The 14,066-nt window shown below is 51.4% G+C and carries 12 protein-coding genes; 6 read left to right on the top strand and 6 right to left on the bottom strand.

Features of this window, described 5'->3' with window-relative positions; all coding sequences use genetic code 11:
- Window positions 1–81: 81 nt before the first annotated feature.
- Window positions 82–963 carry a LysR family transcriptional regulator gene (locus tag NYE74_RS29555; protein ID WP_036625685.1) on the bottom strand — a complete coding sequence of 294 codons (882 nt, stop codon included), beginning with the start codon at window positions 961–963 and terminating at the stop codon, window positions 82–84.
- 139 nt (window positions 964–1,102) lie between these two features.
- On the opposite strand from NYE74_RS29555, the gene glf reads away from it, so the two are divergent.
- Window positions 1,103–2,206, top strand: coding sequence for a UDP-galactopyranose mutase (glf, locus tag NYE74_RS29550; protein WP_124331874.1), 1,104 nt, complete (start codon window positions 1,103–1,105; stop codon window positions 2,204–2,206).
- 134 nt (window positions 2,207–2,340) lie between these two features.
- Window positions 2,341–2,727 carry a hypothetical protein gene (locus NYE74_RS29545; protein ID WP_036625688.1) on the top strand — a complete coding sequence of 129 codons (387 nt, stop codon included), beginning with the start codon at window positions 2,341–2,343 and terminating at the stop codon, window positions 2,725–2,727.
- Between the two features lie 34 nt (window positions 2,728–2,761).
- Here the strand turns inward: NYE74_RS29545 and NYE74_RS29540 are convergent, their stop codons facing one another.
- Window positions 2,762–3,190 (bottom strand): thiol-disulfide oxidoreductase DCC family protein, encoded by a 429-nt coding sequence (locus NYE74_RS29540; protein WP_036625691.1) that lies wholly within the window; start codon window positions 3,188–3,190, stop codon window positions 2,762–2,764.
- 365 nt (window positions 3,191–3,555) lie between these two features.
- On the opposite strand from NYE74_RS29540, the gene NYE74_RS29535 reads away from it, so the two are divergent.
- Window positions 3,556–4,470: a transposase gene (locus NYE74_RS29535; RefSeq protein WP_124331875.1), complete on the top strand. Its 915-nt coding sequence runs from the start codon at window positions 3,556–3,558 to the stop codon at window positions 4,468–4,470.
- A 415-nt stretch (window positions 4,471–4,885) separates the two neighbouring features.
- Here NYE74_RS29535 and NYE74_RS29530 read toward each other — a convergent pair whose 3' ends face one another.
- On the bottom strand, window positions 4,886–7,372 hold the full coding sequence (locus NYE74_RS29530; protein ID WP_341005421.1) for a glycosyl hydrolase: 2,487 nt from the start codon (window positions 7,370–7,372) through the stop codon (window positions 4,886–4,888).
- Window positions 7,373–7,765: 393 nt separating this feature from the next.
- On the opposite strand from NYE74_RS29530, the gene NYE74_RS29525 reads away from it, so the two are divergent.
- Both NYE74_RS29525 and NYE74_RS29520 read left to right on the top strand, forming a co-directional pair.
- Entirely contained in the window at window positions 7,766–8,437 is a 672-nt protein-coding gene (locus NYE74_RS29525; protein ID WP_341005420.1) for an HTH domain-containing protein, read from the top strand.
- 279 nt (window positions 8,438–8,716) lie between these two features.
- Window positions 8,717–8,875, top strand: coding sequence for a hypothetical protein (locus tag NYE74_RS29520; protein ID WP_227872713.1), 159 nt, complete (start codon window positions 8,717–8,719; stop codon window positions 8,873–8,875).
- A 31-nt stretch (window positions 8,876–8,906) separates the two neighbouring features.
- Here the strand turns inward: NYE74_RS29520 and NYE74_RS29515 are convergent, their stop codons facing one another.
- Genes NYE74_RS29515 through NYE74_RS29505 form a run of 3 tightly spaced genes read right to left on the bottom strand, consistent with a single transcriptional unit; the run spans window position 8,907 to window position 12,640 of the window.
- Entirely contained in the window at window positions 8,907–10,253 is a 1,347-nt protein-coding gene (locus NYE74_RS29515) for an MFS transporter (protein WP_036625701.1), read from the bottom strand.
- 45 nt (window positions 10,254–10,298) lie between these two features.
- On the bottom strand, window positions 10,299–11,822 hold the full coding sequence (locus NYE74_RS29510; RefSeq protein ID WP_036625703.1) for an FGGY-family carbohydrate kinase: 1,524 nt from the start codon (window positions 11,820–11,822) through the stop codon (window positions 10,299–10,301).
- Between the two features lie 41 nt (window positions 11,823–11,863).
- Window positions 11,864–12,640: an SDR family oxidoreductase gene (locus NYE74_RS29505; RefSeq protein WP_036625705.1), complete on the bottom strand. Its 777-nt coding sequence runs from the start codon at window positions 12,638–12,640 to the stop codon at window positions 11,864–11,866.
- A gap of 265 nt (window positions 12,641–12,905) precedes the next feature.
- Here NYE74_RS29505 and NYE74_RS29500 point away from each other — a divergent pair, with 265 nt between their 5' ends.
- On the top strand, window positions 12,906–14,030 hold the full coding sequence (locus NYE74_RS29500) for an ROK family transcriptional regulator (RefSeq protein WP_036625707.1): 1,125 nt from the start codon (window positions 12,906–12,908) through the stop codon (window positions 14,028–14,030).
- Window positions 14,031–14,066: the final 36 nt, after the last annotated feature.

Below are 14,066 nucleotides of genomic sequence, written 5' to 3'. Positions count from 1 at the left end.
AATAACTATCAACCAATCGTTAGGGGGAGGCAACTTTTAGTTTATAACGAAAAAAGCCGTTTCGACGGGTCGTTATTTCCGTCAAAACGACTTGCATTTATCCGCTACATAGCTTTGAAACAAGGCGATTGCTTTCGATTGGATCCCTCTTTTGCGGAATACGAGATAAATATCCTGGGGGATCTTTTCCATCAGCCGGATCCGTTTCAGGTTGTCATTGTTAAGGGAGTCCTCCACAAAATCGATCGAAACGGCCACGGCCCCATTTCGCTCGCACAGCCGATGAGCCGATATAATATTGCCGAACTCATGGATCACATTGGGGGTAAAGCCCTGTTCCAGGCATTTCTCGACAAATCCGTTTTCCTTGCCGCTGCCCGCAGCTTTAACGACCAGAGCTTCGTTCGCCAGCTCTTTGACGGAAATTTCATCTTTGCCGGCCAGGGGGTGGCTTTTCGCAACGACAACGACGACTTCACCGCGGACCAGCATCTCGAATTCGCAATCGTCCATCTCTTCGATTCCGATCACCAGCCCGACATCCGCTTCCTCCTGAAAAATCTTCGTCAAGGGATATTCGTCGGGGAATTCTTTAAGCTTGATTTGAATTTCGGGATAATGCGCCGAAAACCGATACAAAAAATCCACCGGCAAAACCGATGAGATCGAGTAGGTTATCACCACGTTTAAAGTCCCTTTTCTCCCGTTCATGATCCGAATCTCTTTTTTGATGTCTTCGATCAGGTAATGGATATGCTTGGCCCGGGCATGCAGCAGCTCGCCGGCTTTGGTCGCTTCCATCCCCCGCGGGCCCCGGTAAAACAATTCGGTCTCCAGCTCCATCTCCAACTGCCTGATGGTTTTGCTGATGCCTTGCGGAGTTATGTACAAGTCCTTGGCTGCGGCCGTAACGCTTTTTTTCTCGTAAACTTTGATAAAATATTCCAATGCTTCGGTATTCATTCCGGCTAAAACCCCCTACATCCCCGTCCCGGACACTCATTAGCCAATAGTATAGCATAATTTTGCCGGAGCGCTGTAGTTGCCGGCGCGGGATTATGCTAAGATGTGATGGGAGTAAAACATTACAAGGAGTTTCCACATGTATGATTACTTAATCGTCGGCGCGGGTTTGTTCGGAGCCGTCTTTGCTTATGAGGCCACAAAAAGAGGCAAGAAGTGCCTGGTTATCGATAAAAGAAACCACATCGGCGGAAACGTGTATACGGAAGAGGTCGAAGGCATTCAAGTGCACAAATACGGCGCTCATATTTTTCACACCAACAGTAAAGCAATATGGGACTACGTGAACCGGTTTGCCGAATTCAACCGCTATACCAATTCGCCTATCGCCAACTACAAAGGGGAAATCTACAATCTCCCGTTTAATATGAATACGTTCAACAAATTATGGGGTGTTGCCACCCCGGATGAAGCTAAACGGAAAATCGACGAACAAAGGAAAGCCGCCGGCATTACGGAACCGGGCAACCTGGAGGAGCAAGCCATCTCTCTGGTCGGAACCGATATCTACGAAAAACTGATCAAAGGCTACACGGAAAAACAGTGGGGAAGATCCGCCAAAGAGCTGCCTTCCTTCATCATCAAGCGCCTGCCCGTCCGTTTTACTTATGACAACAATTACTTTAACGACACGTATCAAGGCATCCCGATCGGCGGTTACCAGGCTATAATCCAAAAGATGCTAGAAGACGCAGACGTCAAGTTAAATGCCGATTTCTTTCATGACCGGGGAGCGTACGAAAAACTGGCCAAAAAGATCGTTTATACCGGCATGATCGACCAATATTTCGAATACGCCTACGGCGTTCTGGAATACCGGAGTTTGCGGTTCGAGACGGCCGTATTGGGCGACACCGCCAATTATCAAGGCAATGCCGTGGTCAATTATACGGATAGAGAAACACCGTATACGCGAATCATCGAGCATAAGCACTTTGAGTTCGGAACGCAGGACAAGACGGTCATTACCCGCGAATATCCCACAGAGTGGAAGCCGGGAGACGAGCCTTATTACCCGATCAACGACGATAAAAACAATGAAATCTACAGGAAATACAAGGCATTGGCCGACGCGGAGGCAAACGTGATCTTCGGCGGCCGCTTGGCCACCTATAAATACTATGACATGCACCAGGTCATCGGCGCCGCCTTGGCTGCGGCTGATAAGGAGTTTGGAGACTAAACGACCTTCTCTGTTTCTTGGATGGTCGTTTAGTACCTTGTTTTGCCGTTGGCAATGCATGAAAATGTGAGAAATGAGTATTATCGTTAGGGGTGCTGATCTCAACTTGACCTATTTTATTCGGGAGGTTTGACATGAGCGAAACAACGATTGTTAGCTTACTCATCGTATTCGGGTTGATCACGGGTTCGTTAACTTTAATTGCCGCCCTAAAGACACTCCGTGCCAACCAGAAAACCCAGCGGGAGCGTCAGGATATCTTGGACAACGGAATCCGGGCAAAAGCGCTCATCCATTCCGTCCAGCAGACTTCATCCAGTATAAATGATCGTCCGGGCATCCAGCTCGATTTGACCGTTACGCAGGAGGACGGCCAGACCTTCCGGGCCACGGTGAAAACCTTTATATCCGTCGTTCACATTCCCCGTTACCAAGAGGGGGCCGTCATTGATGTAAAATACAAATTGGTTGGGAATGAACGTAAGGTCGAAGTGGAGGAGGCCTATATTCCATCCGCATAAGTGTCGAATCAATCTAAGATCCCCCTTTTGAGACTCAAAACTTCCCCGCTTCATCCATGCTTAAAAATCGCTGGCGCTGCTCCGGCGTCGGCAACATGCATTCGCTGCGTTTGCCGAACCAGCGGTATCGATTGCGGGCAAATAGACGGTAAGCCCAATCCCTGAGCGGTTTGGGGACAGCGAGGAACAGGGCCGCTCCTCTCCAGATCCCGTCCAGCTTTCTAGCGATTCGAAGTACCGCGGTGGACTCGGTGAACACCCGGTCATTTTCAATCAAAATGATCGAGTCAAGACTGGGTGCTTCCGCCCGCCCTGCGAGCAGCGACTTCGCCGCATCCGACTGCAGCGAAGCAAACCGGAAGTAACCAGCCCGATCTCTCCGAATGATGAACTGCACCGATCCGTTGCAAAAATTACATACGCCGTCAAAAAGAACGACGGCATGGTTATCCGACTCTCTCACAGCGGGAGCCCCCTTTCAACCCGTTACACTATCTATTGTAATATAAGATGGTTAACTTTCAGCAAGGTATTCATTTAAATTTGAATTACGGCTGAGGTGGCTGTCTATAGCGTTCGTGTCTTGGTGTCTTGGTGCTTAGTGCCTTGGTGTATCTGCATGCTGCCTTGCACGATTATCCCTTTCGTTCAGAGGGGCAGAGGGGGGGGTAGTGAACGGGATAAAGAAAAAAGAGAGCAGAAAAAGAAAGGGTGAAAAAATAAGGCGGTTTAGGTGAGATTTTCGGCTTGAATAGAGAACGTGTGTTTGGTATAATGAAATAAATGGAACCTATGTTCGTGTATTCTTGATTCGGGAGGTAAACGGATATGGAAGCCAATACGGGAACGGAACTTCAGCCATTCAGCAGCCGTTATAACAGCGAGCAGGACTGCATGGAGGCGCTAATCGCGATGAAGTGGCCAAACGGCTTCGTCTGCCCGCGCTGCACTTACACCCGGTGCAGCCGCCTGACTTCCCGGCATATTCCCTTGTTCGAGTGCGGAAAGTGCAAGCATCAAACATCGCCTTTGGTCGGCACGATTTTTGAAGGAACGCATCTCCCCCTGGTGAAGTGGTTCCAGGCCCTGGAGTTGTTCCTGCTTGAGGGCGGCATCTCGGCGCTGCGGCTGAGCAAGGTGATCCGGGTCGCCTACAAGACCGCCTGGTCGGTGCTGCACAAAATACGCCATGCCGTGGGGGAGTTCGATGCCCGGGAGCTGCTCTCCGGAGACGTGAAGGTGAACAGCGATCAGTATGGGCGTAATCCGTCCCGGTGTCAGCTTTCGCATCCGTATGCCTCGGCGGTCGTAGCCGGCTGCACGGTCACAGAGTCGGGCGAGCCGGAACAAGTCAAAATCCGCCTGGTGCCGCATAAGCGGGGAGGCGAAAAAAGGGCAGACCGTCACGATCTAACCGCGTTTATTGGCGGGCATGTGGATGTCCATACATCGGCGGTACAGTTGTTTCCTCAGGCCTTTCGGCTGTATGCGCCCTTGCGGAAAGTGGTGAGAGAGGCGTGGGAATCGCTGAAGAGTACGTATGGAGCCTTGGGACTGAAGCATCTGCAAGCGTATCTGAACGAGTACACCGTACGCCGCCGGCTGCGCCTGCAAAGAGGACGGCCCGGAGCGGAAGAAACGATGCGGCAGCAGTTGCTGCAAATGTGTGTGGCGATTCCGGCGATTCCTTACCGCCGGCTGATCGCGCGCCAACCGAACCAGCCCCTTGCGGCTGCGGCCTGATAGAAGTGCTTGAACGGTACAAACGTTTCTGCAAACAGACTCAGGCTGCAGCAAGATCACGGTCTTTTCATTTTTTCTTGTGTCTTGCCCGATTCCTCCCGTCTCAGGCTTGCTTCCCTTCTCATAAACCTGTCTATGATCTTAAACAGGTTTAATGATCTCGAACAGGTCTGCTTCTCCCATATCCACTTCTTCCAAATATATCTTCTTCTCCTGAATGTATCTTCTTCTCTGCTTCCTGATCAAACGGGATAATCGTGCAAAGCACCGGCAAGTGGATGTTAATCCTGTCGACCAACCCATCAGCCTTCCCTGACATCAGCTTCCCTGTCCACAAGCTTTCAACGCCCTTCCGGCATTTCTTGCCAATTCTCTTTGAAAAAGCCTGACACATTTTTTGTGCCAGGCTCATTAATCAAAGGCCACTGCCTCCGTTATTTATCGTACGCGCATCGTGATACAGCGAATTGATTTTCTCCACGGAATTTTTATTCGTCAGGTATTCGGACCAGGTCATAAAGTAGACAAACCGGGGTTGCCGTTCCTTTAAGACCTTAGGGTCGGGCAGCTCTCCGTTTTCGCCGATGGCGATCGGTCTTCCGCCGCTGAGTTCCACCAGTTTTTCGTAATAGGCGTCTTTGTAGTCGTTATTGTAGATGTCCATGGCCAGCACGTCCACATAATCGTGTCCGGGGTAATAAGGAGCCGAGTCATAAGCCCATTCGCTTTCCGCGTTTGGACTCCATACCCAGATCAAGTTATCCAAATGATGAACATTGGTGAACCTGTCGTACATATTGACCCATAATTGCTTGAAAAGCTCCGGACGTCCGCCCCACCAGAAAAATTCTGCGTTCATTTCATGGTAAGGCCGCCATAACACGGGAACTCCCGCATCCTTAAGCTGGGTCAGGTAACCGGCTACTTCGTCCACTTGGGCTGCCCATTGATTATACAGGTCCGTACCGGGGGGAACGATCTCTTCCATCTGCTCCTCCGTTACCTTCGCTTTTACGCTTTCCCATCCGGCAGTTTTAGGATCAAAAGGACGAATTTGGTGATAAGTCAAGGTGATCATGGCGCCGCTTTGGGCTTTGGCGATGGCGGTATTAATCATCTTTTGTCTTAAGCCCGCAAAGTCGCCGCCTGTGTAATAGGCAAAATCAGAGCCCCATAAGGCAGGATACACGCCGGTTATTTCGGCTGCTTTATTGTACCAGTTGGAGGGGTCCTCATAGTAATTGTGCTGTCCTGTAAAAATACCGTTCCCGGTGGTGTCATACAATCGCTCCAGCAGAGATAGCGCCTCGGCGGAGGCATCCGGGTTGGAGGCCCTCACAGGGCTTGTGGCTGCCCGCAAAACCGCTCCCTCCGAAACCAGGTCTCCTTCGCTGACCGCTTTTATTTCAATGTCATAAGCCGTTTCCGGAGATAAGCCTTCCAGTTTATAGGAATAAGACGTCTGCCCCTGGACAGCGGGAACCGTTACCGTCCGCCATTCCTCATTTCCCCCCTCTTCCTTATAGGATACCGTATAAGCCTTGACTCCATAAGGTCCTTCCGACGCCTCCCACTCCAGGTCCGCCGATACCCAGTCCGTTCCGTTTACTTTGGCATTGGCCGGGACGCTGGGTTTGAGGTTTGCAGGAAGCTCAGGCAGGGCCCCTACAAAAACATCATCCATAAACATGTCTACGCCCGTCGTATTCCACATGGCCAGCCTCATCAGCTTGTCGCCGCTTCCGGAATGAATTCGCTCTTCGGTCTTGGTCCATTCCGTGCTGACCGGGGCAGTTATCGGCACCTTGGTTTCCGTTGGCCCGAATAAGCTGAAATCTAGCCCGAAGCTTGTGACCGGCTCGCCGGCAAACCGGGTCCAAAAGCTGACCAAATAGGTGGTATCGGGCGTTACGTTTATTTTCTTGGTGCCGCCGCCGGTCAGATTTTTGATCTTCAGGGCGTATTGTCCGCTGTGCGGATGGTCCGTGGTGGTCTCAAGGTTTTTCCATACCTCCCAAGGGGACACGGAACCGGTCTCAAGCCCCGGGTTTTCCACCAGGTTGGGGCCCGGTGTGGCTTCCAGCCCAATAACGGCGTCCGAGATGTTGCCCGCCTCGTCTACGGCAGTCAGCTTGAGGGCATATACCTGATAGGCTTCCAGATTTTCGAGGCTATAGGTGTACTTGGTTTGTCCCTCCACATGGGGGACGCTCACGTTCTGCCAGCCGGAATCCTCCGTTTTCTTGTAGGAAAGCTGGTATGCCTCCACGCCGGAATCATCCGCTGAACCCGTCCAGGTCAGCTTAAGACCGTCCTCTATAAGCTCGGTCTCCCATTTGCCGGGTGCGGTTGGCGGTTCTTCGTCCGCATATTCCCGAATCACCGCATCGTCAATAAAATAATCGACCGCCGTGTTATTCCAAAAAGATACCCGGGCATACTGCACGCCTGCAGCGGGGGTAAATAAAATTTGTTGATACTCCCAGTCCGTCGATCCGGAGAATTTCAGGCTTTCTTTTCCCTGCTGGGAACCGAAATACTCCATCGAAATCGTATGGCCGGTCGCGCCGGTGCCGGCAAATTTAACCCATACGCCGATCCGGTATGTTTTTCCGGCCTTAACGGCCACGGATTGGGAAGCTCCGCCCGTATTTCGTTTCACCTGAAGCGACCGGTTTCCGCTATGTTTTTCCGCCGTCGCAACCACCGGGTTGCCCCACTTCTCCCAAGCGGCATCCCCGGCTTCAAATCCGGGATTCGTCAGCAGATTCTCCCCTGCCGCCAAAACCTTGCCCGGCGCGGCAGCGATGGCGATTACCGTTGTTGCCAGAATGACCGCCAAAAACGCAGCCGCCATCCGTAAAAAAGTTGCTTTAGACCTTGCGCGTACCCTACTCGCCATGGTTGTTTTCCTCCTCTTATGGAAAAAGATATCTTTTCTTAAGGCAAGTAGGTATTTCGCCAAAATGCGTCACTTTCCTTCAGATTCCAATCAATCGTAGTTATATTAGGCGTATTATAATTGGACTATCCAATAGAATGGATTTTTCCAATGAAAGTTGAAGGGCCGACCGGGTTTTGACAAGTATATTGATCATAATAATACCTCATTTCTCCGCAAGTGGAATTATCGTAACAGGCAAATGTTTAAGAAATGTTTGCGGGACTAATGACAGCTTACCTTAAGAGGAAAATTGTTGCATCTCCAACCCTGACAACCATGTTGTCAGAATTATTAGTGTAGGATCGTTCTCAGATGACCTGCACAAGTTTATCGACAGAGGAGGCGATGGCCGTGAGATTGGACCGTTTGCTCGGAATCACGCTGGAGTTGATGGCTAAAAAAAGGGTAACCGCCGAGCAGTTGGCCGGCAAGTTCGAAGTGTCGGTGCGCACCGTCTACCGTGACGTCGAATTGATCAACCAGGCCGGCATCCCGGTCGCCTCGTTCACCGGCGCGGATGGCGGATTCGAGCTGATGAACGGATTTTTCCTGACGCGGCAGCACTTCTCGCTCGAAGACTTGTCGGTGATCTATTCGCTTTTGAAGGCGATGGAAGGAGCGATGGGCGGGACGGCGGCATCGGCGATGCGGAAGCTGGCCAGCCTGCATCCGGCGCTGGCGAATGAAGGAAGCCATGAAGCCGTCATTCTTAGCATGGACGCGCCGGAACAGCTCAAAGCTTCCAGCGGCGGCAAGACGCTGACGATCCGGCTGGCGGCGGGAACCGATCCCGCCGGCGTCTGCGGCCTGCTCGCAAGCGAGCATGGGGTGGCCGGCCAAGCGAACGAGGATGGGTCGATCGTGAAAGTAGCGGTCCAGGAAACCGGGCTGGCGCACGCCGTTATCGGCACGCTGCTTGGCCACGGGGCGGCGATCGACGATTTTACCATGGGCGACCCGAGCCTTGATGACGTGTTCTTCGCGCTCACCGCCGCTCACGGAAAGGAGGCATCGTCAGCATGAATATCACCCAGGCAACCGGAGCGAGGAAGCCGCGCCGCAGTCCGGGCGGCCTCGCCGCGACAGCGCCGTTCATGCGAAGAACGCTGTATCACATGCGAAACAACGGCTTCGGCTTCGCCATGGAGGCGGTCTTGTCGCCGATCGTCATGCTGCTCATCTTCGCCTTTTTGTTCGGCGGGGCGATCACCGGTTCCGTCACGGAGTATATCCAGTACCTGCTGCCGGGCATTCTCGTGCTGACGGTGGTGCCGATGACGGTATACAGCGGGACGACGTCATTTGAATCCGATCAGCATTGCCGTCCAGCTGACAAGGGAACTGCTGCATGGCACGGCCGGCGCGTCCGACCTGGCGTCCGGCATCGGCGCCGGTCTGCTTCTGATCGCCGTCTTCGCGCCGCTGACGGTTTACGTTTACTTAAGAAGGCAGCTGCGGTAAAAAGGGAGGCATTTTGCCTCCCTCAAGCCAATTAAAAACCAACCGCATTCCCCCCGGACATCGCCCGGCGCCGTTCCAGCTCCACATCCATTTCCGCGCGCTTGCCGTCAAGCTTATAGAACCAAACGGTAATTCCGATGAAGATGCAGATGATTAGCGGAATCCATATAAACGTTAATTCAATATATTTTAAAGCGGTTACCGTTTGCTCGGCATTGGGGACATAACCGCCCATGTTCAGGATCACTCCGATTAAAGCGCTGGCCAGCCCCATGCTTCCTTTGACGAAAAAGCCTTGGAAAGCCGCAATCATACCGGAAATGCTTCGGTTCTTTTTATATTCCGAATAATCGATGACATCCGGCTGAATCGCAAACGTGACGCCGAAGATGCCGTAAATACCGAGCCCGGTGATCGCCAGCCCCGCGATGAGCAGCAAGGCGGATGACTTTCCGAAATAAAGGATTAAATCCCCCGCAATATAGATAGCGATGCTTAGAAGCATGACGTTTTTCTTGGATATCCGCTTTTGCAGCCAAGGTAAAATAAGCAGCATCGGCAGCCCGGACAAAATGCCGAACAGGCCGGCAAAGGTGAGCCAGTCCGTCCGTTCGAGGTTATACGTAAAATAATAGATGACGGTCGTATTGCGGATAACAAACAGCGCAAAATAGAGGAAATTCACGATAAAGAATAAAATGCTCTGATCCGTCAATCCTTTCAGGTCTTCTTTAAAAGAAGACTTCCCGGGCGCCACGGTCGGAGGGACAACCTCTTTTGTGTTCATAAAGGTAAAAATAAATATGAACATGGCCGCAATGCCGTAAAGGCTCATGGTGAGCAAAAAGCCCTTTTGCGTATCTCCTTGGCCAAAGGAATTTACTAACGGTGTTGTAATGGACATCACTAAAGCCGTCCCAATCAGCGCGCAGATCATTCTGGTGGACACCAGCCAGTTTCGCTCGTGATTATCCGCGGTTAATCTGGGCACGATCGTGTTTAACGGGATATTGACAACCGTATAAGCAATGTTTAACAAAGTAAACGAGAAATAGGCCCAGATCAGTTTTCCGGTCATATTTACATCGGGAACCACAAACGTCAAGATGGTAAATACGGTAAAAGGAACGGCGCCGATCAGAAAATAGGGTCTTCCTTGCCCCCATCTCGTTTTCGTGCGATCCACCAACAAGCCCATGCCCGTATCCGCAAAAGCATCGATGATTTTGGTTACCAGCATTAACGTGCCCGCGGCAGCGGCCGTGATTCCGAAGACATCCGTATAAAAAATCATCAAATAAGAGGCCATGGTGCTGAATACCAGGTTGCACCCTAAATCGCCAGCCCCATAACCGATTCTAGTTTTCCATTTATTCATTGGCTCACCTGTCCTTTTTCAGCAATTTAGGATTCCGCCTTCGCTTCAAGAAAGTTTTGTCAGCGTTTTCATATCCTGCTTTAAATGTTGATAAACCGATTTGTAGACCTCGTAATAACCGTTATATTTCTCGCGGTGCTGTGGATTAGGCATCACCTTCTCGTCCAAAACCGGCCATTTCTTCACATCCTCGTAAGAGAGCAGGCCTGTTCCGATTCCGGCCAGCATCACATCGCCCATATTCGCTTCGACATCATGCACCGGGCAGACCACCGGATAACCGGTCACATCGGCAAAGATTTGCCGCCACAGTTTTGACTTCGTTACACCGCCGGCAATCAGGATATACTCGCCGAGGTTTTCACCGGTGGCTTCCATCGCCTCCCGCAAAGAATACGCAACCGCTTCCAGAAACGCCCGGTAAATATGGGCTTTGGTATGCGCCAACGATAGTCCGACGATCGTTCCTTTGGCGTCCGAATCCCAAATCGGGCTTCTCTCCCCCATAAAATAAGGAAGCACGATCAGCCCTTCGCTGCCGGCCGGGATTTGGGCCGCCTGCTCATTTAACACGTCGTACGCGTTTTTCCCGCCGGCTTTTTCCGCTTCGAGTTCAAATTGGCACAACGTTTGCCGGAACCATTTTACGATCGCTCCCGCCGTGGCCCCGCCGGCGAAATAGTAGGATAGTTTTTTGGCATCGTATAAATAGGGCCAAACGATGAGATCTTTTCGCTTTAGCGGTTGATCGGAAATGAATGCCGCACACATCGAAGTTCCGATGGCCGCCGCATAAACCCCGGGTTCCAATACACCGAGACCGATATTGGCGGCGCCGCAGTCAATCCCGCCGGCGATCACCGGCATCCCTTCGCAAAGGCCCAATTCGTCCGCCGCCGCTTTCGTTAATCCGCCGACAATATCCGTGGATTCCACGAGATTTTCCGGCATCATGGACAGCGGTATGCCCATGGCGTCCATCATTTCTTGCGACCAGGTTCGGGTATTCATATCAAAAATGCCGCCGATATTGCCCGCGGAAGAATAGTCGATGGCAATGTTCCCGGTCAGTTTATAGATGACGTAATCATTGGGCGGGAGAAAAAGCTTGGTTTTCCGCCAATTTTCCGGTTCATGGTGTTTCATCCATAATATTTTCGTATAGCCGTAATAGGGGTCGGCCCCGTTATGGGTAATTTCCAGCAGTTTTTCTTCGCCGATCCGGTCCAAGACCCACTTGGTCTCTTCTTCCGCTCTGCGGTCCATCCAAATCATGCACGGCCGGACCGGCTCCATATTGTCGCCCAGCGGAACCCCGGAGCCCCCGTACAGTCCGCTGATGGCGATCCCGTGAATTTTTTCCGCCGGAATTCCCGCTTTCCGTACCGTATTTTTAATCGACGTCTTCGCCGCCTCCAGCCACACCTCGGGCCACTGCTCCGCCCATAAGGGCTTTGGGGTCAATACGTCGTATTCCTGTAAATCCTGGGCGACCACATTTCCGCTTGTATCCGCCAATATCGTTTTTGTGCCCGATGTTCCAATATCCGTTCCCAGTAAATAGTGCATGCGTTAGTCTCCTTTCGCAAAGGCCGGATTTTTGCAATCCGTTAAATACAAGTAAAAGCACCGTCTATGACAAAATCGGCTCCCGTCGTAAAGCTGCTGGTGTCCCCGGCAAGATAAACGCAAATGGACTGCAGTTCTTCCGGTTTCCCCATGCGCTTCAGCGGCGCAACGCTGTTCCATTGTTCGATCAACGGCTTTAGGCTCGGAGAGTTCAAGGTCAGCTCTGTTCCGATATATCCGGGGCTGATGCAGTTCACGCGCACATTTCTTGACGCCCATTCCACGGCCAGCGATTTGGTGAGCTGGATCACTCCCGCTTTGGAGGCGTTGTAGGAGCATTGCGGTTGCGGCACATTCACAATATGTCCCGACATCGAAGCCGTATTAATGATCGAACCGCCGCCTTGTTTTAACATGACCTTTCCGGCTGCCTGCGCGGTCAGAAATACCCCGGTCAGGTTGATGTCGATCACCTTTCTCCACTGGTCGTACGTCATATCCTCGGCCGGGACATTCAGGCAAATTCCGGCGTTGCAGAAGGCGACATCCAGACGCCCGAAAACGCTCAGCACTTCCCCGATCATGGCGTCCACCTCTTCGGGTTTGGTTACATCCGCCCGGATTGCAAACGCTTTAATTTTATGGCCTTGTTCAAGCTCCGCAGCGGTCTTTCTGGCCTCCGCGATATCCAGGTCCACAATCGCCACATCCGCTCCCGCTTCGGCAAAGGCGGTGGCCACGCTTTTACCGATTCCTCTTGCGCCGCCGGTAACGAAAATTTTCTTCCCGTCCAGTCTCATTTTTTCGATGATGCCCATTTAGATACCCTCCTGTTCAATGAAGTTATTTTGTAAAATTATTTTATAAAATATGTTTATATAATATAGCCGTTTTTTATTGCCGTCAATATGCATAAGTTGGCTGAACCTTATGACGAGCTGTAAATATCCTGCCCCCCCCTGCAAACACCCTGCAAATATCCCGCCAAAGTTGTTGCCGTATAAGCCGCTATGATATAGTTAAACTAGGATTACATAAATCTTTTTTGCAAAAGTATTTTATAAAAATATGAGGTAAGATTTCATGGACCATAACACCGCAGTTAAAGATATAAAAAAGAACAATTACTCGGCGATTTACCATCTCATTTATCAACATGGAAAACTTTCAAAACAGGAAATCGCCAACCAGCTTCATTTGAGCTTGCCGACCGTTACGCAAAATCTGGTGCGTTTGGAAGAGGAAAAACTGATCGAGAAAAGCGGGTTGTTTGAATCTTCCGTCGGCCGGCGCGCAGCCGCTTATGCCATATGCCCTCAAGCCCGAATTAGTATCGGCGTGGAAATTCAGAAAGAGTCCGTGCGGATCTTGGCGGTTGATTTGCTTGGCATCGTCTTTCGGCAAATGGAATTGCCGCTTGGCTATGCCAACGGGGACCGTTATTACAAGGAGTTAAGCGATGCCGTGCAATCCTTCATCTCGTCTCTGGATGTGCCGGAAGATCGGGTGCTCGGCATCGGATTTGGCGTGCAAGCCTTAACCTCCGCCGACGGACAAAAAATCACATACGGTAAGATCTTGGATTGCACAGGACTGGAGATTGATGTGTTTGCGCGGCATCTCAAGTATCCTTGCATGTTTGTGCATGATGCCAAGGGAGCCGCGGCTGCAGAACTGTGGGTTAGAAATGACATTGGCGACGCGGTCTACCTGTCGATTGGGAGGCATCTCGGAGGCGCCATTATCATCAATGGCCAAATTGAGATGGGCAAAGAAGGACATAGCGGAACGGTGGAACATATGACGATTGAGCCAAACGGCGCTCCTTGTTACTGCGGCAAGAAGGGCTGTATGGAAACCCGCAGCTCGGTAAGCGCGCTGTTGGAAGAAGGGGAAACCTTGGATTCTTTCTTCCGCCAAGTACGTTCCGGGGTTTCTCCTTACGCGGAGCGATGGGATGCGTTTTTGGATTACCTGGCTTTTTCGATCAACAATATCCACCTGGTCATCAACCGGGAGTTTATTTTGGGCGGCCATATTTCTCCTTACTTAAAGCAGCAGGATATCGATATTTTGCATGAGAAAGTTGATGAAAGAACGGCGTTTCCCAGCCATGAACCATTTATTCATATCAGCCGTTCCCCGGAAAACGGTGTGCCTATAGGCGCCGCGCTCCCCTATATTCAATCTTTTTTGAATTCGATTTAATACGTTCGCTGAGTATACAACCAAGGGCATCGGGAT

This window comes from Paenibacillus sp. FSL P4-0127, assembly GCF_038007325.1.
Lineage (GTDB): Bacteria > Bacillota > Bacilli > Paenibacillales > Paenibacillaceae > Fontibacillus > Fontibacillus macerans.
Note: the sequence above shows the minus strand (reverse complement) of the source record. Positions and strands in the feature narration are given on the sequence as shown.